Origin of the sequence: Amycolatopsis coloradensis (genome assembly GCF_037997115.1) — a bacterium.
Lineage (GTDB): Bacteria > Actinomycetota > Actinomycetes > Mycobacteriales > Pseudonocardiaceae > Amycolatopsis > Amycolatopsis coloradensis_A.
On the sequence record NZ_CP150484.1, the window covers coordinates 8183102 to 8205106 of the forward strand.

At 67.9% G+C, this 22005-nt stretch carries 19 protein-coding genes; 9 read left to right on the forward strand and 10 right to left on the reverse strand.

The genetic code is table 11. From position 1 onward, the window contains the following. Positions 1-115: 115 nt before the first annotated feature. Positions 116-1540 carry a glycoside hydrolase family 76 protein gene (locus LCL61_RS38220; RefSeq protein WP_340684249.1) on the forward strand — a complete coding sequence of 475 codons (1425 nt, stop codon included), beginning with the start codon at positions 116-118 and terminating at the stop codon, positions 1538-1540. On the opposite strand, the gene LCL61_RS38225 is transcribed toward LCL61_RS38220, so the two are convergent. Next, the gene (locus tag LCL61_RS38225) at positions 1524-2417 is read right to left on the reverse strand and encodes a hypothetical protein (RefSeq protein ID WP_340684250.1); all 894 of its coding nucleotides are present in this window, start codon (positions 2415-2417) and stop codon (positions 1524-1526) included. The genes LCL61_RS38220 and LCL61_RS38225 overlap by 17 nt on opposite strands. Before the next feature lie 277 nt (positions 2418-2694). On the opposite strand from LCL61_RS38225, the gene LCL61_RS38230 reads away from it, so the two are divergent. Both LCL61_RS38230 and LCL61_RS38235 read left to right on the forward strand, forming a co-directional pair. Further along, positions 2695-4746: a DNA topoisomerase IV subunit B gene (locus tag LCL61_RS38230; protein WP_340684251.1), complete on the forward strand. Its 2052-nt coding sequence runs from the start codon at positions 2695-2697 to the stop codon at positions 4744-4746. Between the two features lie 29 nt (positions 4747-4775). Then, entirely contained in the window at positions 4776-7262 is a 2487-nt protein-coding gene (locus LCL61_RS38235) for a DNA topoisomerase (ATP-hydrolyzing) (protein WP_340684252.1), read from the forward strand. Positions 7263-7481: 219 nt separating this feature from the next. Here the strand turns inward: LCL61_RS38235 and LCL61_RS38240 are convergent, their stop codons facing one another. The 5 genes from LCL61_RS38240 to LCL61_RS38260 are packed head-to-tail and all read right to left on the reverse strand — an operon-like array spanning position 7482 to position 12052. Further along, positions 7482-8690: an acyl-CoA dehydrogenase family protein gene (locus LCL61_RS38240; RefSeq protein WP_340684253.1), complete on the reverse strand. Its 1209-nt coding sequence runs from the start codon at positions 8688-8690 to the stop codon at positions 7482-7484. Next, the gene (locus LCL61_RS38245; protein WP_340684254.1) at positions 8687-9556 is read right to left on the reverse strand and encodes an SDR family oxidoreductase; all 870 of its coding nucleotides are present in this window, start codon (positions 9554-9556) and stop codon (positions 8687-8689) included. The genes LCL61_RS38240 and LCL61_RS38245 overlap by 4 nt, the downstream gene beginning before the upstream one ends. Before the next feature lie 11 nt (positions 9557-9567). Beyond that, a complete protein-coding gene (locus LCL61_RS38250; RefSeq protein ID WP_340684255.1) occupies positions 9568-10410 on the reverse strand; it encodes a MaoC/PaaZ C-terminal domain-containing protein in 843 nt (280 codons plus the stop codon). Beyond that, the gene (locus tag LCL61_RS38255) at positions 10407-10838 is read right to left on the reverse strand and encodes a type II toxin-antitoxin system Rv0910 family toxin (RefSeq protein WP_340684256.1); all 432 of its coding nucleotides are present in this window, start codon (positions 10836-10838) and stop codon (positions 10407-10409) included. The genes LCL61_RS38250 and LCL61_RS38255 overlap by 4 nt, the downstream gene beginning before the upstream one ends. A gap of 20 nt (positions 10839-10858) precedes the next feature. Next, entirely contained in the window at positions 10859-12052 is a 1194-nt protein-coding gene (locus tag LCL61_RS38260) for a lipid-transfer protein (RefSeq protein WP_340684257.1), read from the reverse strand. 173 nt (positions 12053-12225) lie between these two features. Between LCL61_RS38260 and LCL61_RS38265 the strand changes: the two genes are divergently transcribed. The 3 genes from LCL61_RS38265 to LCL61_RS38275 all read left to right on the forward strand — a co-directional run bounded on the left by LCL61_RS38265 (position 12226) and on the right by LCL61_RS38275 (position 14531). Continuing rightward, positions 12226-13173, forward strand: a complete 948-nt coding sequence (locus LCL61_RS38265; protein ID WP_340684258.1) for a hypothetical protein — start codon at positions 12226-12228, stop codon at positions 13171-13173. Between the two features lie 9 nt (positions 13174-13182). Next, on the forward strand, positions 13183-13890 hold the full coding sequence (locus tag LCL61_RS38270; protein WP_340684259.1) for an RraA family protein: 708 nt from the start codon (positions 13183-13185) through the stop codon (positions 13888-13890). 194 nt (positions 13891-14084) lie between these two features. Beyond that, positions 14085-14531 carry a DUF1772 domain-containing protein gene (locus LCL61_RS38275; RefSeq protein WP_340684260.1) on the forward strand — a complete coding sequence of 149 codons (447 nt, stop codon included), beginning with the start codon at positions 14085-14087 and terminating at the stop codon, positions 14529-14531. Here the strand turns inward: LCL61_RS38275 and LCL61_RS38280 are convergent. Continuing rightward, positions 14482-15303, reverse strand: coding sequence for a ThuA domain-containing protein (locus LCL61_RS38280; RefSeq protein WP_340684261.1), 822 nt, complete (start codon positions 15301-15303; stop codon positions 14482-14484). The genes LCL61_RS38275 and LCL61_RS38280 overlap by 50 nt on opposite strands. Positions 15304-15428: 125 nt before the next feature. On the opposite strand from LCL61_RS38280, the gene LCL61_RS38285 reads away from it, so the two are divergent. After that, positions 15429-16313 (forward strand): LysR family transcriptional regulator, encoded by an 885-nt coding sequence (locus LCL61_RS38285; protein ID WP_340684262.1) that lies wholly within the window; start codon positions 15429-15431, stop codon positions 16311-16313. Positions 16314-16614: 301 nt separating this feature from the next. On the opposite strand, the gene LCL61_RS38290 is transcribed toward LCL61_RS38285, so the two are convergent. Together LCL61_RS38290 and LCL61_RS38295 are read right to left on the reverse strand one after the other, a co-directional pair. Then, on the reverse strand, positions 16615-17409 hold the full coding sequence (locus LCL61_RS38290) for a DsbA family protein (RefSeq protein ID WP_340684263.1): 795 nt from the start codon (positions 17407-17409) through the stop codon (positions 16615-16617). 2 nt (positions 17410-17411) lie between these two features. After that, the gene (locus tag LCL61_RS38295; RefSeq protein ID WP_340688782.1) at positions 17412-17900 is read right to left on the reverse strand and encodes a MauE/DoxX family redox-associated membrane protein; all 489 of its coding nucleotides are present in this window, start codon (positions 17898-17900) and stop codon (positions 17412-17414) included. Positions 17901-17991: 91 nt separating this feature from the next. Between LCL61_RS38295 and LCL61_RS38300 the strand changes: the two genes are divergently transcribed. Next, positions 17992-18819: a glutamate ABC transporter substrate-binding protein gene (locus LCL61_RS38300; protein WP_340684264.1), complete on the forward strand. Its 828-nt coding sequence runs from the start codon at positions 17992-17994 to the stop codon at positions 18817-18819. Next, a complete protein-coding gene (gene hrpB, locus LCL61_RS38305) occupies positions 18816-21209 on the forward strand; it encodes an ATP-dependent helicase HrpB (RefSeq protein WP_340684265.1) in 2394 nt (797 codons plus the stop codon). The genes LCL61_RS38300 and hrpB overlap by 4 nt, the downstream gene beginning before the upstream one ends. On the opposite strand, the gene LCL61_RS38310 is transcribed toward hrpB, so the two are convergent. Continuing rightward, positions 21194-21982 carry an ion transporter gene (locus LCL61_RS38310; RefSeq protein WP_340684266.1) on the reverse strand — a complete coding sequence of 263 codons (789 nt, stop codon included), beginning with the start codon at positions 21980-21982 and terminating at the stop codon, positions 21194-21196. The genes hrpB and LCL61_RS38310 overlap by 16 nt on opposite strands. Between the last annotated feature and the right edge of the window lie 23 nt (positions 21983-22005).

A 22005-nucleotide genomic window follows, 5' to 3' on the forward strand; every position in this document is an offset into this window, starting at 1 on the left:
GTTACGTTGCTTGAGCGTTCAACCTCACGCGCGCAAGAAGTATTCCAGACCATCGGCGCGAGCTGAAAGGGTGACTTGATCGGCCGGGAAAGTGACCGCCCCCACACTCGAATCCATGTGGCTCACCTCCCTGCTTGTGACAACGTTGACATTCACCCTCACGCCGGCCACCACCACTCCCGAACCCAGCGTCGCCGCGACGATCTGCGCCAAGTACTGCGACAGCCGCGACCCCGCCTTGGCCGGCGGCGAAAGAAGACCCGGCACGGCGTCCGTCTGGGGCCGGGCCATCACGCTGCACCTCTCGGACGGCGACAACATGGGCTGGGGCAGCATCGCCAACGGCGACCCCGGCGACGAGGTCTGGCTCGACCGTTCCTTCGACGGCGGCCGCACCTGGGCGGGCGACAGCCGGATCGGCGACACGAAGATCCCGTCCGGTCAACGCGGCTGGCGAACCCTGATGTTCAACGCCGACGACCCCGCCACCCACCGTTTCGGCGCCCTGCGCGCCTGCGGGAAGGCGAGCAACCGGCCGGAAATCGCCTGCACGCCGTGGTTCCGCACCACGGTCGCCGCGAACGACCGCACCGAAGCCGCCGCCACCGCCCTCATGCAGTTCTACGACAACGGCACCGGGCTCTGGCAGACCACGGGCTGGTGGAACTCGGCGAACGCGCTCACCGCGATCCTCGACTACAGCATCAAAAGCGGTTCGCAGAACTACCGCTACGCCATCGCCAACACCTTCGACCGCAACCGTGGCGACAACTTCACGAACGAATACATCGACGACACCGGCTGGTGGGCGCTCGCCTGGATCCGCGCCTACGACCTGACCAAGGACCGCCGCTACCTCGACACCGCCGTCATCGCGGCGGACTACATGTACTCCTACCGCGACGGGACCTGCGGCGGCGGGCTCTGGTGGTCGACGGCGAAGACGTACAAGAACGCCGTCACCAACGAGCTGTACGTCAAGGTGGCCGCGTCACTGCACAACCGGCTCCCCGGCGACACGCTCCAGCTCGCGCGGGCACGCGAGGTCTGGGACTGGTTCCGCGCGAGCGGCATGATCAACGGGAGCGGTCTGGTCAACGACGGCCTGAACTCCTCCTGCGCCAACAACGGGCAGGCCGTCTGGAGTTACAACCAGGGCATCGTCCTCGGCGCGCTCGTCGAACTGAACCGCGCGACCGGTGACGCCGCCCTGCTCACCACGGCCCGGAGACTCGCGGACGCCTCCACCACGACGGCGCTGCTTCACTCGAACGGGATCCTGCGAGACCCGTGCGAGTCCGGCGACTGCGGCGCCGACGGGCCGTCCTTCAAGGGCGCGTACGCCAGAGGGCTCGGCGAGCTGGACCGGGCGCTGGCAGGCAGGCCCTACCGCGCCTACCTGACGCGCCAGGCGAACTCGACGATCGCGAACAACCGCACGTCGCTCGATCAGCATGGCCTCCGCTGGGCCGGGCCGGTCGACAAGATCGACGCCGCCCGTCAGCACAGCGCGCTGGAGGTCCTCACGGCAGCTCTTTGAGCACCGGGTCCGGGACGTGCAGCCAGGCGCGGACCTCGGTCTCCTTCTCGTGCACGAGCACCTGCCGGTAGCTCATCGTGTCGAGACCGGGGCCGCCCTGGTCCTGGACGTCCTCGTGGAACCGGTCGGAGACGAGCACCACCACGGGCGACTCGTCCGGCGCTTCGGCGAGCGCGTCCCGCAGCACCCGCGAATCGAGCAGCCGGGCGAGCAGCACCTTCGGCCGTCCCGTCACGCCGTACTCGTCGAGCGCGATCTCGCCGGCGTGGATCGCCACCCGCACGCGGATCCGCAGGCCGGGCTCGGTGACGACGTTGTACCTGGCGAGTTCCGCGGTCAGCCGGGAAACCAGCGGATACACCAGGCGGAACTTCGGGAAATGCGGCGGGACCACGACGATCATGCCGTCGCCGGTGTCGCGTTTCAGGCAGGCGTCCCAAGCGATCCCGCTGGCCTCGAAGGCGTCGGCGAGCAGGCCGAAGAGCATCCGCCGGACCTGGACGAAGACCTCGCTGCTGCGCCCGACCTGGCCGAATCCGGCGATGTCGATCGAGAACAGCCCGCAGTGCATGCCGGACTCGACCCACGCCGTCGGCGGCGGGTAAAGGATCTTCTTCCGCAACAGCGCGAGGTGGACACAGGCCACGGTGACCAAGAGGATGGTGCCGAAGAGCCAGGCGAACGAGAGCATCGCCTCCGACTCGCCTTCCGCCGCCGCCCGTTCGAGCAGGAGCAGCATCGCGACGGCGACGCCGCCGTAGCCCAGCACGAACAGCCAGAGAGCGGCTCGCCGCAGGCGGATCGCGGCGTGCGCGACCGGTAACAGCGCGAGCATGCCGAACGACCCGACGACCACCACGAAATACCAGAGACTCACGACGCGTTGTGCGGTCGAGACGCGTGTGGGACCGGTTCCGACGGCCACCTTCTTCCCCCCGTCACCCTGTGACACCGGGAACGATAACGCCTCACCCAAGCCCGGAGAAAGCCGCTTTCCCAGCCGGGACCCGGCCATCGGGACAACGTGATCCGCCACACCCGGGGCTCGGGAGGACGAAGCTGTCGGAGGGGACGGATATCCTCCAGTACGGTGTCGCGTTGAACACCACCTCCACGAGCTAGTTCGCGAGCCACGACTCCAGGAGAAGTACCCAGTGACTGCTGAGACCCTGTACGGGGCCGACGACCTGACGCATCTCGAGGGTCTGGAAGCGGTCCGCAAGCGCCCCGGCATGTACATCGGCTCCACCGACAGCCGCGGCATCAACCACCTGTTCTCCGAGGTCGTGGACAACTCGACCGACGAGGGCGTGGCGGGTCACGCCACGAAGATCGTGGTCACCCTGCACGCCGACGGCAGCGTCCAGGTCGATGACGACGGCCGCGGCATCCCCACCGGCACGCACGCCAAATCCGGTTTGTCCGGTGTCGAACTGGTGCTGACCAGGCTGCACGCGGGCGGCAAGTTCGGCGGCTCGGGCTACAAGACCTCCGGTGGTCTGCACGGTGTCGGCGCCTCGGCGGTGAACGCGCTGTCGCACCGCTTCGACGTCACGGTGAAGCAGAGCGGCAAGGTCCACCAGATGTCGTTCGCGCACGGCGTCCCCGGCGTGTTCGACGGGCCCGGCCCGAAGGCCAAGTTCACCCGCAAGTCCGGGCTGAACATCACCGGCAAGATGAAGCGCGGCGAGCGCTCCGGCACGTCGATCCGGTACTGGTACGACTCGCGCTACTTCGAGAGCGGCGCCGCGCTCGACGTCGAGGGCGTCCGCGCGAAGATGCGCAACACCGCGTTCCTGGTCCCCGGCGTCACGTACGTACTGCGCACCGCCGTCGACGACTCGATCAGCGAAGAGACCTTCCACTTCCCCAACGGCCTCGCCGACATGGTCGACTTCCTCGCCCCGTCCGACGAGAAACCCGTCTGTGGCACGCTGATCATCAACGGCGAGGGCACGTACAAGGAGAACGCGGCCGACGCCAGCGGTGTCATGCAGTCCAATGTGGTGCGTCACGCGGAGGTCGAGGTCGCGCTGCGCTGGGGCACCGGCTACGAGCGCACGGTGGAGTGCTTCACCAACACCATCCGCAACGTGCACGGCGGCACGCACCGCCGCGGTTTCGACCGCGCGGTGCTGAAAGCCTTGCAGGACGCCATTTCCAAAACCCGCGGGCTGCTCAAGCCCAAGGAGGAGATGCCGACCGTCGAAGACGTCCTCGAAGGGATGACGGCGGTCGTCCATGTCCGGCTGCCCGAGCCGCAGTTCACCTCGCAGACCAAGGACGAGCTGTCCACCGCCGGCATCACCCGCGTCATCCAGGGCATCGTCGACAAGCACATCCGCGCCTGGACCGAAGAGCGCAAGACCAAGTCCGAGGCGAAGATCGTGCTGCAGAAGGTGGTAGACGCGGCACGCGTCCGGCTCACCCAGAAGCAGCAGAAGGACGCCGCCCGGCGCAAGACCGCGCTCGAAGGCGCGGCCATGCCGCCGAAACTGGTCGACTGCCGCACCACCGGCGTTTCCCGCAGTGAGCTGTTCCTCGTCGAGGGTGACAGCGCGCTCGGTTCGGCGCGGATGGCGCGCGTGTCGGAGTACCAGGCACTGCTTCCCTTGCGCGGCAAGATCCTCAACGTCCAGAAGGCGTCGCTCGGCGACACCTTGAAGAACGCCGAGATCGCCTCGATCGTGCAGGTGCTCGGCGCGGGCAGCGGTCGCACGTTCGACCTGTCGACCATGCGCTACGGCCGGGTGATCCTGATGGCCGACGCGGACGTCGATGGTTCGCATATCCGCACGCTGCTGATCACGCTGTTCGCCAAGTACATGCGGCCGGTGATCGAGGACGGCAGGCTGTACGCCGCGATGCCGCCGCTGCACAAACTGGTCACCAAGGGCCGCAACCCGGAGTCCCACTTCACCTTCACCCAGAAGGAGATGGAGACCAAGTACGCGGAGCTGGAGCGGGCGGGCAAGCAGATCGTCACGCCGGTTCAGCGGTTCAAGGGTCTCGGCGAGATGGACGCCGAGGAACTGTGGGACACCACGATGAACCCGGCCACCCGCGCGGTCCGCCGGATCACCATCGACGACGCCGAAGCCGCGGAGAACGCGCTCGAACTGTTGATGGGCGAGAAGGTCGAGCCGCGCCGCAACTGGCTGGTCGCCTCCTCCGACCGGGTCGACCGCGAAGCCATCGACGCCTGATTTCGCTGCTATTCAAGGAGCTTTGAGCAATGGCACGCCGTAAGGGCCCCACCACGAAGGTCGACCCGAGCGCGTTCGACCGCCCCGGCGCGAACGTCTTCGACAACTCGCTGAAGACGGAGATCGAGGACTCGTACCTGGAGTACGCGTACTCGGTCATCCACTCGCGGGCGCTCCCGGACGCGCGGGACGGGCTGAAGCCGGTGCACCGCCGGATCATGTACTCGATGAACGAGAACGGTTACCGGCCGACCCACGCGTACGTGAAGTCGGCCCGCGTGATCGGCGACGTGATGGGCCGGTACCACCCGCACGGCGACACCGCGATCTACGACGCCATGGTGCGGCTCGCGCAGGACTTCTCGCTCAACGTCCCACTGGTCGACGGGCACGGCAACTTCGGCTCCCCCGACGACGGCCCTGCCGCCTCGCGGTACACCGAGGCGCGGCTCTCACCGGAGGCGATGCTGCTGGTCGGCGAACTCGGCGAGGACACCGTCGACTTCCGGCCGAACTACGACGGCTCGCTCGAAGAGCCGTCGGTGCTGCCGGCGGCTTTCCCGAATCTGCTGGTCAACGGCACTTCCGGGATCGCGGTCGGAATGGCGACCAACATGATCCCGCACAACCTGACCGAGGTCATCGGCGCGGCGCGGTGGCTGATCAACCACCCGAACGCCACCCTCGACAAGCTGATGGAGTTCGTCCCGGGCCCCGATCTGCCGACCGGCGGATCACTGCTGGGACTCGACGAAGTCCGCCGCGCGTACGAGACCGGCCGTGGTGTGGTGCGCATGCGCGCCAGCGCCGAGACCGGCCCGTTGGAGGGCAGCCGCGGCCGCCAGGCGATCACCGTCACCGAACTGCCGTACGGCGTCGGCCCGGAGAAGGTGATCGAGAAGATCACCGACGAGGTCAACAAGTCCAAGCGGCTCACCGGCATCGCCGACGTCAAGGACCTCACCGACCGCGAGAACGGCACGCGGCTGGTCATCGAATGCAAGGTCGGTGTGAACCCGCAGGCGCTGCTGGCGGATCTGTACCGGCTGACGCCGCTGGAGCAGTCGTTCGGCATCAACAACCTGGTGCTGGTGGACGGGCAGCCGCAGACGCTGGGGCTCAAGGCGCTGCTGGAGGTCTTCCTCAGCCACCGCTACGAGGTCGTCACCCGCCGCACGCGGTACCGGCGCCGCAAGCGCGAAGAGCGTCTGCACCTGGTCGACGGTCTGCTGATCGCCCTGCTCAACATCGACAAGGTGATCAAGCTGATCCGCGAGAGCGAGAACGCCGCGGCCGCGAAGGACGGCCTGATGAAGCGGTTCAAGCTCTCGGAGATCCAGGCGACCTACATCCTGGACACCCCGCTGCGGCGGCTCACGAAGTACGACCGGATCGAGCTCGAAGCCGAGCAGGACAAACTGCGCGAGGAGATCGCCGAACTGTCGAAGATCCTCGACGACGAGTCGGTGCTGAAGAAGGTCGTGTCGGCCGAGCTGGCCAAGATCGCCAAGGATCACCCCACCGAACGCCGCACCGCGCTGATCGACGGTGACCTCAAGGAGGTCCTCGCCGCGTCGAAACCGTCGGGGCCCCTGGAGGTCGCCGACGATCCGTGCCAGGTGATCCTGTCGGCCACCGGACTGGTCGCGCGGACGGCGGCGGAATCGGAGGAGGCGTCGGAAGTGCGGCGCCGCAACGGCCGCGTCAAACACGACTCGGTGTCCGCGGTGGTCCATTCGACCGCGCGCGGTCAGGTGCTGCTGGTGACCAACCGCGGCCGCGCGTTCAAGACCGACGTGCTGCCGCTGCCGGTGCTGCCCGAGCAGGCGGGCACCGTCTCCCTGCGCGGCGGGATGGCCGCGAAGGAACTGGTGCCGCTGGAAAAGGGCGAGCGCGTCATCGGGCTGGCCCCGCTCGGCGAGCAGGCGGCCGGCTCCCCAGGGCTCGCGCTCGGCACGAAGCACGGTGTCGTGAAGGTGTGCGCGCCGGAGTGGCCGGTCCGCTCCGACGAGTTCGACGTGATCAGCCTGAAGGACGGCGACGAGGTCGTCGGCGCCACTTGGCTCACCGACGGCAACGAGACGCTGGCGTTCCTGTCGTCCGAAGCGTCATTGCTGCGCTACCCGGCTTCGCTCGTGCGGCCGCAAGGTCTCAAGGGCGGCGGCATGGCCGGGATCACCGTGCGAGGTGAAGCGGAAGTGGTCTTCTTCGGCGCGATCCGCACCGACGACGCCGAACACGGCGAGCCGATGGTCGTCACCGCGACCGGCGCGAGCGTGAAGGTGACCCCGTTCAGCGAGTACCCGGCCAAGGGCCGGGCGACCGGCGGTGTCCGGGCGCAGCGGTTCCTCAAGGGCGAGACGCGGCTGGTCGTCGGCTGGATCGGCCCGCGTCCCGCCGGCGCCTCGCGCACCGGTGACCCGGTGGAGTTGCCGGAGGTCGACGTCCGGCGCGATGGCTCCGGCCACGCACACCCTGGCCCCGAGGTCGTCGGCCACCTGATCGAACGAGACTGACCCCGTCCCACGCGTACTCCAACCCGGATCACGCGTGCTGGAACGCGAGACACGCGTGCTTGGAGCCGGAACACACCGCGTGTTCCGGCTCCAGTCACGCGAGTTCCGCCCCCAAACACGCGTGTCGTCCGTCCAATCACGCGTGTCGTCCGTCCAATCACGCGTGTCGTCCGGTCGGGCAGCCGCCTCCCGCGCGGTAGCAAAGGTCCCTTGCTCTCCTCAGCGGCCCAGCAGGCCCTTCGCGATGTGTGTCACCTGGATTTCGTTGCTGCCCGCGTAGATCATCAGCGACTTCGCGTCCCGCGCGAGCTGCTCCACCCGGTACTCCGCCATGTACCCGTTCCCGCCGAACAGCTGCACGGCCTCCATCGCCACCTCTGTGGCCGCCTCCGACGAGTACAGCTTCATCGCCGAAGCCTCGGCCAGCGTCGGCATCTTGCCCGCGCGCAGGGTCTCGATCAGCTGGAAGACCATGTTCTGCACGTTGATCCGCGCGACCTCCATCTTCGCCAGCTTGAGCTGGATCAGCTGGAACCGCCCGATCTCCTGGCCCCACAGCTTCCGGTTCTTCGCGTAGTCCACGCACAACCGGTGACATTCGTTGATGATCCCGAGCGCCAGCGCCGCGACGCCGATCCGCTCGACGGCGAACCCGGACTTCACCTCGGCCTTGCTGTCACCGTCGCGGCCGGTCTCGGACTCGCCGAGCAGCCGGTCCGGCCCGAGCCGGACGTCGCTGAAAAACAGCTCGCCGGTCGGCGACGACATCATGCCCATCTTCTTGAACGGCTTGCCCTGCGTGAGCCCGGGCATCCCCTTGTCCAGCACGAACGTCAGCACCTTGCGGTCCCGCACGTCCGAGCCGTCGTCGAGCTTCGCGTACACGATGATCGTGTCGGCGTAAGGCCCGTTGGTGATGAACGTCTTCTGTCCATTCAGGACGTACTCGTCACCGTCGCGCCGCACCGACGTCTTCATCCCGCCGAAAGCGTCCGAGCCCGAGTCGGGTTCGGTGATCGCCCACGCGCCGACCTTCTCGAACGTCGCCAGCCCGGGCAGCCAGCGCTCCTTCTGCGCTTGCGTGCCCTTGGTGAGGATCGTCTGCGCGGTCAGCCCGATGCTCACGCCGAGCGACGCGACGATGCCGAGGCTGACCCCGGCCAGTTCACTCACCGCGATGAGCGCCATCGCCTCCTGTCCGCCGAACGCCAAGCCGCCGCCACCCGAGCCGCGTTCCTTCGACAGCAGTTTCGACACCGATTCCCGCGCGAGCGCGTCGATGCCGAAGGACGCGAACATCTTCCGGATGATGTCGTACGGCGGCAGCTCCCCGCTTTCCAGCGCGTCGAGGTGCGGCCGGATCTCCTTGTCGACGAACTCCCGGATGGCGTCCCTGATCAGCAGTTCGGTCTCGGACCACTCGATCACGGCAGCCTCGCGGCGATGTCGTCGATCTCCCAGGCGGCCTCGGTTTCGATCACCTTGACGTCGTGCCAGCCCGCGAGTTCGGAGATCGCGCCGCCCTGCACCGCGAACACCTTGCCGGTGATCGGGCATTTCTCGGTCGCGAGGTAGGCCACCAGCGGCGAGATGTTGGCCGGGGAGAACGCGTCGAACTCGCCTTCCTCGACCTCCTGGGCGAAGATCGCGCCCATGCCCGGCGTCGCCAGGGTGAGCCGCGTGCGCGCGATCGGCGCGATCGCGTTGACCCGCACGCCGTAGCGTTCCAGTTCCTCGGCGGCGACCAGCGTCAGCGCGGCGATCCCCGCCTTCGCCGCGCCGTAGTTCGCCTGCCCTGCGTTCGGCAACGTGGTCCCGGACGCCGAGGCGGTGTTGATCACCGAACCCGCCACCGGTTCGCCGGCCTTGCTCGCGCTCTTCCAGTACGCGGCAGCGTGCCGCAGCACCGCTGCGTGTCCCTTCAGATGCACCGCGATCACGGAATCCCATTGGGACTCTTCCAGTCCCGCGATGAACGCGTCGCGCAGAATGCCCGCGTTGTTCACGACGACGTCCAGCCTGCCGAACTCGCTCACCGCCTGCGCGACCAGTTCCTCGGCGCCCGCCCAGTCGGCGACGTTGGCCGTGTTCGCCACGGCCTTCCCGCCCGCCGCGCGGATCTCGTCGACGACTTCCTGTGCGGGCCCGGTGTCACTGCCGCTGCCGTCGTTCGCGCCGCCGAGGTCGTTGACGACGACGCTCGCGCCCTCCCGCGCGAACAGCAGCGCGTGCTCGCGGCCGATCCCGCGTCCGGCGCCGGTGATGACGGCGACCCGCCCGTCGAGTGCTCCCATGGCTTTTGCTCCTACTCCGCGAATTCCGCGAGGCCGTCCTTGATCACGACGGTTTCGCCGACGGTGGTTTCGAACGCGTAGCTCCCGGCACCCGCACTCCAGATGGACGTCGTCAGGTCCTGCCCGGGCAGCACCGGTTTGGCGAATCGGACGGCGAACCGCTTCAGTCTGTCCACATCGGACCCGGCGACCTCGGTCAGCAGCGCCCACGAGGTGAACGCCATGGTGCACAAGCCGTGCGCGATGATCCCCGGCAGTCCGGAATCCTTCGCGACCTCTTCGTCGAGATGGATGGGCATGGGATCGCCGGCGGCGGGCGCGTATCGGTACGTCTGGTCGTCGTCGACGTGCTGGCTGACCTTCGCCACCGGCGCCCGCGAACGCAGGCCTTCGTCGAACTTGTGCTCCGGCCCGAGTTCACCCCGTGTCTCGCCGGTGTCGAACCCGCGCACGAACAGGGTCACGTACTGCTCGTTGACCAGGTCGCCGTCCTCGGTCCGGCATTCGAGGTGGATGGTGCCGCGCGTGCCGTTCTTCAGTCCTTCGTAGCCGGTCATCCGTGCTCGCGACACGAGCTTGTCGCCGGGCCGGATCGGCCGCTGGAACCGGAATTCCTGTTCCCCGTGCACGATCCGGCCGAACAAACCGACCGGGACGACCTCGAGCGCGGGCTCCATCAGCGACTCGAACACCGGCACGATCGCGAACACGGGGCTCGCGACGTCCCCGGTGAGATGCGCCGGGATCGGGTCGTTGGTGGCCTTCGCGTACTCGATCAGCCGCTCACGGGTCACCTCGAACCGGGACTCAGCGGTCCACTTGCCGAGCCCGCCGGGGTCGAATCGCTCGGTCACGCGACCAGCGCCTTGAGGTTCTCCAGGGAGGCGTCGAGGTTCTTCTTGCCGTCCTTCTCGACGGCCTTGCCGAGCGCGCCGACGATCATCTGGCCGGCGAACTCCGCGTCGATGCTGGCGAGTGAGCCCTCTCCGGAAGCCTCCACCGACAGCTCGAACTTGACCTTCACCCCGGCCATCCCGGTCCCGGAGATCGCCAGCTTCGACGGCGCCTCGAACTCGTCGACGGTCCAGGTGATCGTGTTCGGCATCCCGAGCATCGTGACGACCTCGGAGGCCTGCGCTCCCTTGGAGAATTCGGCCGGGACCTCGCCCTTCCACTTGGTGTGGATGGTCAGCCACTTCTCGAAGTTGTTGGGATTGGAGAACTCCGCCCACACCTTGTCGGGAGCGGCGGGGAGTTCGACGGAGGCACTGATCTTGCCCATGGTTCTTCCTTTCGATGGGATCAGCGCTCGGCGCGCTGGTAGGCGGTGACGACGGCGGCGCCGCCGAGTCCGATGTTGTGCTGCAGCGCGGCCTGGACGCCGTCGACCTGGCGTTTGTCCGCGGTTCCGCGCAGCTGCCAGGTGAGTTCGGCGCATTGCGCGAGGCCGGTGGCGCCGAGCGGGTGTCCCTTGGAGATCAGCCCGCCGGACGGGTTGACGACCCACTTGCCGCCGTAGGTGGTGTCCCCGGAGTCGACGAGCTTCCCGGCCTCCCCTTCGGCGCAGAGTCCGAGCGCCTCGTAGAGCAGGAGTTCGTTGGCGGAGAAGCAGTCGTGCAGTTCGATGACCTGGAAGTCCTCCGCGCCGAGCCCGGCCTGGTCGTACACCTGGCGCGCGGCCTGGACGTTCATGTCGTAGCCGATGATGTTCTTCGCGGTGCCGTCGAAGGTGCTGGCGAAGTCGGTGGTCATCGCCTGCCCGACGATCTCAACGGCCTGCCCCGCCAGCCCGTGCGAGTCCACAAAGGACTCGCTGGCGAGGATCGCCGCGCCGGACCCATCCGAGGTCGGCGAGCACTGGAGTTTGGTGAGCGGGTCATAGATCATCCGCGAGTCCAGGATGTCCTGCAGCGAATAGCTTTCCTGGAACTGCGCGTACGGGTTGTTCACCGAATGCCGGTGGTTCTTCTCGCCGATCTTGGCGAAGTGCTCGGCGGTGGTGCCGTAGGTCTTCATATGCTCGCGACCCGCCGCGCCGAACATCCACGGCGCGGGCGGGAAGAGCACCTCGGAGATCTCCGCGAGCGCCTGGATGTGCCTGCCCATCGGCTGTTCGCGGTCGTCGTAGGTCGAGCCGAGTGATCCAGGCTGCATCTTCTCGAAACCCAGCGCGAGCGCGCAGTCCGCGCGGCCGCCCCGGATCGCCTCCGCGGCGAGGTACAGGGCGGTCGACCCGGTCGAGCAGTTGTTGTTGACGTTGACGACCGGGATCCCGGTCATGCCCAGTTCGTAGACTGCCCGCTGCCCCGAGGTCGACTCGCCGTAGACGTAGCCGACGTAGGCCTGCCGCACCTCGTCGAAGGAGATCCCGGCGTCTTCGAGCGCCTTGGTCCCGGACTCCTTGGCCATCTGCGGGTAATCCCAGTCTTCGCGACGTCCGGGCTTCTCGAACTTCGTCATGCCCACGCCGACGACGTAAACCTTGTTGGCCACCACGACGCTCCTTGTCGTTGCTGTTGGAACTGAAGATACAGACAGGACTGTATTTATCAACCCCTTACATACAGGTCTGCATGGATGTTACTTGGTTCCCGTTGAGTGTCAGGTGACGCAGACAAGCGGCTCGCACCCCGGTTAAACAGGGCGGACACGACTCACAGGGGGTTTCGATGAAACGTACGAGCTTGGTCCTGGCAGCCACTGTCGCCTCGGGATTGCTGTCGGCGGGCACCGCGTCGGCGACAGACTGGACGATGAGCTACCTGCCGGTGCCCTTCGGCACTGTCCAGGTAGTGGCCACCGACGGGGCCGGAAGCTACGCGGGACACTCCGAAAGCGGCTTGCTCACCTGGTCGGGAGGGACCGTTCAGAACCACGGCCTCCCGGCGGGCTACGACACGATCGTGACCGTGGACGAGAACGCGTCGGGGTCGATTCTCACGAACAGCTACGCGATTTCGACCCGGACCTATCGTTCGTTCGTCTTCGAGAACGGTGGCTTCCAGCTTCTGGAGAAGGTGCCGAACTACGCCCAGACGCGGGTTACCGGCATGAACGACCGCGGCGATGTCGTCGGCTTCGTGCACAACGACCCGCGATTCGGTTCCTGGGCGGCGATCTGGCCCGCCGACGACCGCGCGCACCCGGTACTGCTGGACAGCCCGCCATTGCTCGGCCCGGTGGACATCGACCACGACGGCACGATCCTGATGCAGGAACACTCCGGCGGCGCCTGGCTTTGGAAGGACGGCGTGGCCCGGCAACTCGTCCTCCCGGAGGGTGTCCGCGAAGCACGCGCCCTCGCGATCCGGGACGGCAAGGTGCTGGCCAGTGTCCAAGGAGGCGACCGGCTTTGGACGGCCTACGACACCTCCGTTCCGGTGCCGGACTCCATGACAGCGGTCTCGCTCAACAGGTCGGGAGTCGTCACAGGTTGTTTGAGGACACCGGACTTCTCCACGGTTCCCGCGGTGTGGTCGCCGGGCGGCGCGGTCGAGACGCTTCCCGCGCCTTCCCCCGGCTGCGGCGCCCTCGTGGGCGAGAACGGCGAGGTCATGGGCTCCGTGCGGGATGACAGCAGCCCGAACCACAAACCCGTGGTGTGGCGCCGTGGCTAAAGTCGGGATATGGATCCCGAGGAGCTTCGGCAGCGGTTCTCCCTGCTGACCACCGCGCATCTGACCGACGGCTGCGTCCGCGCCGGCGTCCCGGTCCGGTGCGCGCCCGCCGGTACGCACGCGGTCGTGCCCGGCGGCCGCGTGGCCGGGCGGGTCACCCCCGCCCGGCACGTCGGCAGTGTCGACGTCTTCCTGGAGGCGTACGAAACCGCGAACCCCGGCGACGTACTCGTCGTCGACAACGGCGGCAGGCTCGACGAGAGCTGCGTCGGGGACCTCGCGGTGCTCGAAGCCGAGGCCGCCGGGCTGAGCGGCGTGGTCATCTGGGGGCTGCACCGCGACACCGCCGACATCAAGAAGATCGGGCTGCCGGTGTTCAGCCTCGGCTCGATCCCGACCGGACCGCTCTCGGTCTCGGCCCGCCCGGACGACGCGCTCGCGTCGGCCGTCGTCGGCGAGTGGACGGTGACGCGGGAAGATCTTGTGTTCGGCGACGAAGACGGCGTCCTGTTCGTCCCGGCAGACCGGGCGGACGAGGTACTGGACCGCGCCGAGGGCATCCGCGACACCGAGCGGCTCCAGGCCGACCGGATCCGCGCCGGAGAGTCCCTTCGCGGGCAAGTGCGCTTCGCCGACTTCCTCGCGGAGCGCGCGAAGTCGCCTTCGCTGACGTTCCGGCAGCACCTGCGGGCGGTGGGCGGCGCCATCGAGGAGTAGCAAGGGACCTTTGCTACCGCCTGACTCCGGGCGCGCCGCGAAGGCCGTCCGTGAAGGCCTCCTTGCCTACCCTGAAGGTAGTGAAGGGGCCCTTCACGGACTTTGGGTCCCTCAAGGAGGCCTTCACGACACCCGCGGGAGAGCAAGGGACCTTTGCTACCACCTGCGGGCCGCCGCTGTGGCAGTCTGGGTCCATGCAGGTCAAGACCGGCCGCTGGGCCCGGATCGCCACGGTCGGCCAGGCCCACTGGTTCTTCGGCAACCTCTACGAAGCCGTCGTCGACATCCCCCGCCTCACCGGCGAACGATCCCCCGGGCTCCTCACGCCGGGCAGCCCCGCGCGCTACTTCATCCCGGCGGCGCCGGCGACGATCGCGTCGACGGCGCTCGCGCTCACCGGCAGCTGGCACGAAGGCGGCGACCGGCGCGCGATCGCCATCGCAGCGGCGGGCACGGCCGCCGCCACCGGCATCACGGTCCAGCTCGTCCGATCGGTCAACCTGCCACTACTGAAGGAACAGCCGGACCTGGTACGCCGCGAGGAACTCGCCAGGAAATGGCATCGGGCGAACCTGGCCCGCCTGGCCCTGCTCATTCTCGTGCGGTTTGCCTTCCGCCGAGCCACAGCAGACCGTCGATGACGAAGCGGTTCTGCACCTCACTGCCGAAGGTCGACGAAAGCGGCTGGTTCGTCTCGTAGTTCATCTTGTCGTGGCCGAAGTTGGCGTACAGCATCTTGTACTTGGCGTTGGTCCAGAGGATCGGGTAGTACCCGCTGTACCAGGACTGGTTCGGATCGGTCCCGAGCGGAAAGCTCACCGGATCCACCGACGCGAGGATTCGGATGTCCGGGTTCTTGCGCAGGTCCCTGTTCCAGGCGTACCACTCGCTCACCGACGAGGTGAAGGTCGCGGGCAGCCGTGTGGTCGACGGATGCGGCCGGTTCTCCACCTTCAGCGTCGCCGTCGTCGGCCCCCAGGTGTTGGACTTGAACGCGCCAGTGCCGAGGAACCCGTTGTGGTACCAGTCCCAAGTGGACGGATTCGTGGTGAACGCCGCCACGTGGAAGCCGAAGAACGCCCCACCCGCGTTCATGTAACGCTCGAAGCCCGCACGCTGCGCCGAGGTCTGCGGCAGATCATCGAGGAACAGCACGACCTGGTACTGCGAGGGCTGAAGCGAGTTCAGCCGGTTCCAGTCGTTGGTCGCGGTGTAGCCGAAGTTGTGCTGTGAAGCGGTTTTCGGGAACCACTGGTTGGCTTCCTTGACGAAGCTGATATGCGCCGCGTCGTAGGTGCCGTTGTAGAAGGCCAGCACGTTGAACGCGGGTGCCGCCTGTGCCTTCACCGGCGCCAACGCCAGTGCGAGGCACGAAACGAACAGCAGAGCGAGTTGGACCGCGAATTTCCTCATACCTCACCACCCATGCCGAAAGTGCGTAAGTTCACATCTTGAATTAATACATGACAAAGCGCTAGACCTGCGGAAAAGCCGGTTCCCGCTGATCGGAACCGGCCCGGACCGATAACCTGGAGATTATGGAACTGCGGGACATCGAGATCTTCCTGACGCTGGCCGACGAACTGCATTTCGGCCGCACCGCGGAACGCCTGCACGTCTCGCAGGCACGGGTGAGCCAGACGATCAAGCAGGTGGAGCGCCGGATCGGCGCGCCGCTCTTCGCCCGCACCAGCAGGCGGGTCCGGCTCACGCCGATCGGCGAACGGCTGCGGGACGACCTCGGCCCCGCCTACCGCGCGCTGCACGAAGGCATCGACCGCGCGATCGCTGCCGGACACGGGATCGGCGGCGTGCTGCGGCTGGGTTTCGAAGCGCCCGGCGTCGCCGACCTGATCGAAGATCTCCTGGACTTTTTCCGGCAGCGCTACCCGGACACGGAACTCCTCATCCGCGAAGCCGATTTCGCCGATCCGATGGCGATGCTGCGCTCGGGTGAGATCGACGTGCTGGTGACCCTGCTTCCGGCCGACGAACCCGATCTCACGACCGGACCGGTCGTGTACACCGAACCGATGGTGCTGGCGGTGTCGTCGAAACACCCTTTCGCGCGACGGAAGTCCGTGTCCCTGGACGACCTCGCCCGCGACACCGTCCTTCGCGCGGCGCATCCGCCGGAGCCGTACTGGGTCGAGGAACCACGCCAGTGGTTGACGCCGGCCGGACACCCTGTGACGCGGGGCAAGCCCTTCGCGACCTTTCAGGAACTACTCGCCGCGATCGCCACCGGCGCCGGCATCTGCCCGCTCGCCGCACACGCGCGGGAGTACTTCAGCCACCCGCGAATCCGCTTCGTGCCCTTCGCAGGCTCTCCCGACGTCGAGTGGGGCCTCGTCTGGCCGCGCTCAGCGGAGACGGCCCGCGTACACGCCTTCGCGACTGTCGCCTCCGCTTCGCGCCCCTGACCAGCGAAAAGGGAGCAAGGGACCTTTGCTACCGCCCGGGGGTGTGTGGAAATAGAGACGTTGAGTGTCCCTATTTCCACACACCCAGCACTCTGCGTAGCGATGCTGACCGACCGTGTGGGATTCGGGACGTCAGGTGTCCTGAAACCCACACGCTCACCTGCGGAAAGAGAGCAAGGGACCTTTGCTACCACCCGGCCGCCCCCACCGGCCCCGAACAGCGTGAAGGCCCTCTTCCCTCGGCTCAGNAACGCCCTCTTCCCTCGGCTCAGCCGAGGGAAGAGGGCCTTCACGGGACAAGCTAGCTGACGACCTTCTGCACCCAGTCCTGCTCCAGCTTCACGACCTGCCCGTTCGCCGTGACGGTCGGCGTGCCGAAACCGGGGCCGTTGCCGAAGTCCTGCTGCAGCGACGGATCCGTGGAGATCTTCTTGTACGCGTCCTGGATCTCCTGCTCGTACGCGCCACTGTTGACCTTGAGCACGAAGGTCGGGTCGGTGATACCGACGTCCTGGCCGAGCTTGATCAGCTGCGCCTTGTCGAACCCGCGTCCGCCTTCCTCCGGCTGGTCCTTGAACAGCGCGTCGTGGAAGGCGAGGAACTTGCCCGCGTCGGCCGCCGCGAGGGAGGCGTTGGCGGAGTCCAGCGAGTAGCCCGGCGGGTCGGAACGCTGGTTCAGCATCGGCAGCATGTGGTACCGGACCTGCAGGGTCCCGTTGTTCACCTGCTCTTCGATCTGGCCCTTGAACGACTCTTCGAACTGCTTGCAGACCGGGCAGAGGAAGTCGGCGTAGATGTCGATGGTCTTCTTCGCCTCGGGCTTGCCGACGACCACGGCCGCCCCCTCGCGCTTCTCGACGACACCGGGCGCCGACGTGGTCGGCTGCGCCCCGATCACCTTGCCCGCGGTGCTGTCCTTGCTGGACGTCGTCCAGATCACGCCACCGATCACCAGCGCGGCGAGCACGACCACCGCGACGGTGATCGCGACGACCTTCTTCTTGTCGCCGCCCGCGACGCCCCTGGCCTGTGCCACCGAGCGCGACGCCGTCTGCTGCTGCTTGCGTTTCCGAGCGTTGCGCTCAGCTCCACCCACGATTATTCGTTCCCTTCAGCGATACCCACATAGTCGTCGTCGGCGGGGGCGCGAGAGTTCCCGAGCCAGCCGTCCACGGACAGCCAGGTCCGCGGCCGCACGATCAGCCAGACACCCAGTAGCGCGAACCCGAGGTCCCTGGCGATCTCCTGCGGATACCTCGTCTGATCCGCGGCGATCTGACCGCCACCACCGAAGCAGCCACAGTCGATGCTCAGTCCGCGCGCCCAGGATTGGGCGATCGCGGCGATGAGCACCGCGAGCAGCAGCACCGACAGCACCGACACCCACCGGGTCACGAACCCGGCGAGCAGGAACAGGCCGAGCGCCAGTTCGACGAGCGGCATCCCGATCGCGACCGGGCGGACGAGCCCGTCCGGCAGGACGTCGAAAGCCTGGACCGCGATGTAGGTCTGCCCCGGATCGCTGATCTTCAGCCATCCGGAGACCAACCAGACGGCGGCCAGTCCGAGCCGGGCGAGTGTGCCCACGGCGTCGAGTACGACTTGGGGCGGTCTGCGCACGGGCCTAGGCTAACCGCCGACCCTGAGAACAACGTGAGGCGGCGGACGGAGGCACCCGATGAGGGGACGCGCCCTGCTGGTGACCGGGTTGATGCTGGTCACAGTGGCGGCCTGCGACACAGAGGCCGGTCCGTCGGATTCTCTCGTCGCGCGCGCGGTCGCGACCAACAAGCTCACCATCGGCATCCGCTTCGACCAGCCGGGACTTTCCCGGAGGACGATTGACGGCCGGTACGTCGGCTTCGACGTCGACGTCGCGAAGTACGTCGCGAGCGAATTGGGTGTCGACGAGGATCACATCACCTGGCACGACAGCAGGCCGTCGTCGCGCGAGACGGACATCACCTCGGGGATCACGGATCTGATGGTGGCGACCTACTCCATCACCGAAAAACGCAAACAGGTGGTCGCGTTCGCCGGGCCCTATTTCGACACGGGCCAGGATCTCCTCGTCCGCCTCCGGTCGACCGACATCACCGGCCCCGAGAACCTCAACGGCCGCAAGCTGTGCGCCGTGGGCGGCACCACCTCCGCCGAACAGGTGCGCGACAAGTTCGCGCAGGCCGTCCAGCTCGTCGAATACCCGCGCTACCAGGACTGCGTCACGGCACTCCTCGCCGGACAGGTGGACGCGGTGACCACCGACGACGTCATCCTCGCCGGTTACGTGGCGCAGAACCCGGAGCTGCTGCGAGTCGTCGGCAAGCCGTTCTCGAAGGAGAAGTACGGTGTCGGCCTGCGCAAGGAAGACACCGAGGGGCGGGCTGCGGTGGCCAAGGCGATCCAGAAGATGATCTCGTCCGGCGAATGGCTCGAATCGCTGAACCGCAACATCGGCCCGTCCGGCTACCGGATCCCGCCTCCGCCACAGGTCACCGAGAAGTGACCCTTCCCGATCTGCCGGTTCGCGCGGTCCTGCCCGAACTCGAAGCCGCGCTCGACGCCCATGGCACCGCCGTACTCGTCGCGCCCCCGGGAACCGGCAAGACCACGTTGGTGCCGCTCGCGCTGGACAACGGCGAAGGCCGGGTGATCGTCGCCGAACCGAGGCGGCTGGCGGCGCGGGCCGCGGCGGCGCGCATGGCGTCTCTGCTGGGCGAACGGGTCGGTGAGACGGTCGGCTATTCGGTCCGCGGTGACCGGAAGGTGTCTTCTTCGACGCGGATCGAAGTGGTGACGTCGGGCCTGCTGGTCCGGCGAGTGCAGGGCGATCCCGAACTGAGCGGGGTGTCGACCGTCCTGCTCGACGAATGCCACGAACGCCATCTCGACGCGGACCTGTTGCTCGCGCTACTCCTGGACGTGCGCGCAGGGCTGCGGGATGACCTGCGCCTGCTCGCGACGTCCGCCACCGTGGCCTCCGGACGGCTGGCCGCGCTGCTCGGTGACGCGCCGGTGATCACCGCGCACGCGAGGACCTATCCGGTCGACGTCTCGTATTCCCCGCCCGCGCGCGGCGAGCGGATCGAGGCGACCGTGGCCCGAGTGATCCACAAAGCACTGTCCGAAGGGGACGGTGACGTCCTCGCGTTCCTGCCCGGCGCGGGAGAGATCGCCAGGGTGAGCGGCCTGCTCAGCAGCCTCGACGCCGACGTGCTGCCCCTGCACGGGCGGCTGTCGGCGGCGCACCAGGATGACGCGCTGCGCCCCCGCGCCCGCCGCCGGGTGGTGCTCTCGACGTCGGTCGCCGAGTCCAGTTTGACCGTGCCGGGGGTACGCGCGGTGGTGGACTGCGGCCTGTCCCGCGTGCCCCGTGTCGATCACCGGCGTGGCCTGCCAGGGCTGGCGACGGTACGCGTGTCGGCCGCGGTCGCGGAACAACGCGCCGGCCGGGCCGGACGTGAGGCACCGGGCCGCGCGTACCGATGCTGGGCGGCGCACGAACAGGGGTCCCTGCCCGCGTATCCCGAACCCGAGATCCGGACGGCCGAGCTGGCGCGGTTCGCACTGGAGCTCGCGTGCTGGTCCACCCCGGACGGTTCCGGCCTCGCCTGGTGGGATCCGCCCGGTGAGGGTGCGCTGGCCGCCGGGCGCGCGTTGCTGACCACGCTCGGGGCAACAGCGGAAGACGGCACGGTGACCGAACGCGGCCGGAAAATGGCCGGTCTGGGCCTGCATCCGCGGCTGGCGAGGGCGTTGCTGGACGGCGCGGCGCGGACCAACGCGCGTTCGGCGGCCGAGGTCGTCGCGCTGCTGGACAGCGGCGGCACGCTGACCGACCTCGAAGCCGAGCTGCGGCGAGTACGCAGCGACGAGCGCTGGAAGCGTGACGTGCGAAGGCTTTCCCAGCTGGTGCCCGACGGCGGCGACGCCTCCGATCCGGCACTGGTCGTGGCGCTGGCGCATCCCGAGCGGCTCGCGCGCCGGCGTTCTGCGGGGACACCGGTGTATCTGATGGCCGGTGGAACTGCGGCCGAACTGCCGCGCGGCAGCGGACTGGCCGACGTCGAATGGCTGGCGGTGGCCGAAGCGACCCGGGATCCCGGCCGTGCGCAAGGAATCATCCGGCTGGCCGCGCCCGCTGACGAAGACCTCGCCGTGCGCGCCGCGCCGAATCTGATGTCCACAGTGGACGAAGTGCAATGGTCCTCGGGCGACGTAGTGGCGCGGTCGGTGCGGCGGCTCGGCGCGATCACGCTGTCGGAGAAACCGTTGCGCTCGCCCTCGCCGGACGCGATCCGCGCCGCGCTGCTGGACGGGCTGCGCACCGAAGGGCTCGGCCTGCTGCGATGGTCGGAAGACGGGAAGAGGCTGCGCGAGCGGCTGGCCTTTCTGCATCGCGTGCGGGGAGCGCCTTGGCCCGCGGTCTCCGATACGGAGCTTCTGTCCACTTTGGATAGCTGGCTGGATCTCGGCTCGGCCCGTCGCCGGTCCGATCTCGCCGCGCTGGACGCCGGCGCGGCCCTACGCGGACTGTTGCCCTGGCCGGAGGCGTCGCGTTTGGACGAACTGGCGCCGGACCGGCTGGAGGTACCGTCGGGTTCGCGGATCAGGGTCGATTACTCGGGTGAACAGCCCGTGCTCGCCGTCAAACTGCAGGAGACCTTCGGCTGGCTCGCGACGCCGGAACTGGCGGGCGTTCCCGTCGTTCTGCACCTGCTCTCCCCCGCCGGACGGCCCGCGGCGGTCACCGCGGATCTGGAATCGTTCTGGCGCAACGGCTACGCGGCCGTGCGCGCCGATCTCCGCGGGCGCTACCCGAAGCATCCCTGGCCGGAGGACCCGCTGAACGCCGCCCCTACCCGGCGCACCTCACGAGGTCAGTCCATCAGCTGATGCTGAGGCCGGGTCGGCAGCTGCGCCGCCAGCTCCTCGTCGTCCTCACGCTCGTTCAACCCCAGCTGCACAGCGGTGCGGATCTGCTCCCGGTTCTCCCGCACCACATGCGCGAAGAACTCGTCGATCCGCGGATCGGTCAGCACTTCGAGGATCACGCGCATCGCGGTGTCGATCACCGAACGCACCACCTCGTCATGGAACGGCAGCTTCGAAAGCCGTCCGGCCTGCGGATCGTTCTTGAGCTTCTCCGCGATGATCCCCCGCAGCAGCGACTGGTTGTCACTGAGTGAGCGCGCGAGGTTCTGCGGATAGTTTCCGGTTTCCAGCACTTTGACGACCTCGTCGAGTACCGCGATCGTGATCGGTTTCTTGATCGCCAGCACGATCGGCCGGGAAAGCCGTTCGACCAGCCGCTGCGTGAACCGCTCCCCGAACGCGCGGTCCGCGGTGCGCGCGAGCCGGACCAGGACCACGATGATCCGCAACAGCCGGAACCCGCGCAGCGCCGGATGCGCGATGGGGATCATGCCGATGATCTCGTACCAGTTGCGCAGCGGGAACCACTTCTCCCAGCGGTGGCGCCGCCACCGCCACAGGAATTCCAGCGCGAAAATTCCGCACACCGTCGTGTCGATGACGAAGACGCGGTGCGCCGTCTCCTCCGAATGCGGGAAGAACGTCACATAGGCGAGCAGCCCGACGGAGAACACGGCGAGGACGAGCATCACCAGGTCGAGCGGATTCACGCGCCGTTGTTCGCGGGTGGTCATGGCGCCGATTCTGCCTTTCCGCG

Excerpts from the sequence above, each read along its gene's own strand:
- LCL61_RS38220 (WP_340684249.1), top strand. The coding sequence starts at position 116 with ATGTGGCTCACCTCCCTGCTTGTGACAACGTTGACATTCACCCTCACG.
- LCL61_RS38235 (WP_340684252.1), top strand. The coding sequence starts at position 4,776 with ATGGCACGCCGTAAGGGCCCCACCACGAAGGTCGACCCGAGCGCGTTC.
- LCL61_RS38245 (WP_340684254.1), bottom strand. The coding sequence starts at position 9,556 with ATGGGAGCACTCGACGGGCGGGTCGCCGTCATCACCGGCGCCGGACGC.
- LCL61_RS38255 (WP_340684256.1), bottom strand. The coding sequence starts at position 10,838 with ATGGGCAAGATCAGTGCCTCCGTCGAACTCCCCGCCGCTCCCGACAAG.
- LCL61_RS38265 (WP_340684258.1), top strand. The coding sequence starts at position 12,226 with ATGAAACGTACGAGCTTGGTCCTGGCAGCCACTGTCGCCTCGGGATTG.
- LCL61_RS38270 (WP_340684259.1), top strand. The coding sequence starts at position 13,183 with ATGGATCCCGAGGAGCTTCGGCAGCGGTTCTCCCTGCTGACCACCGCG.
- LCL61_RS38275 (WP_340684260.1), top strand. The coding sequence starts at position 14,085 with ATGCAGGTCAAGACCGGCCGCTGGGCCCGGATCGCCACGGTCGGCCAG.
- LCL61_RS38280 (WP_340684261.1), bottom strand. The coding sequence starts at position 15,303 with ATGAGGAAATTCGCGGTCCAACTCGCTCTGCTGTTCGTTTCGTGCCTC.
- LCL61_RS38285 (WP_340684262.1), top strand. The coding sequence starts at position 15,429 with ATGGAACTGCGGGACATCGAGATCTTCCTGACGCTGGCCGACGAACTG.
- LCL61_RS38300 (WP_340684264.1), top strand. The coding sequence starts at position 17,992 with ATGAGGGGACGCGCCCTGCTGGTGACCGGGTTGATGCTGGTCACAGTG.
- LCL61_RS38310 (WP_340684266.1), bottom strand. The coding sequence starts at position 21,982 with ATGACCACCCGCGAACAACGGCGCGTGAATCCGCTCGACCTGGTGATG.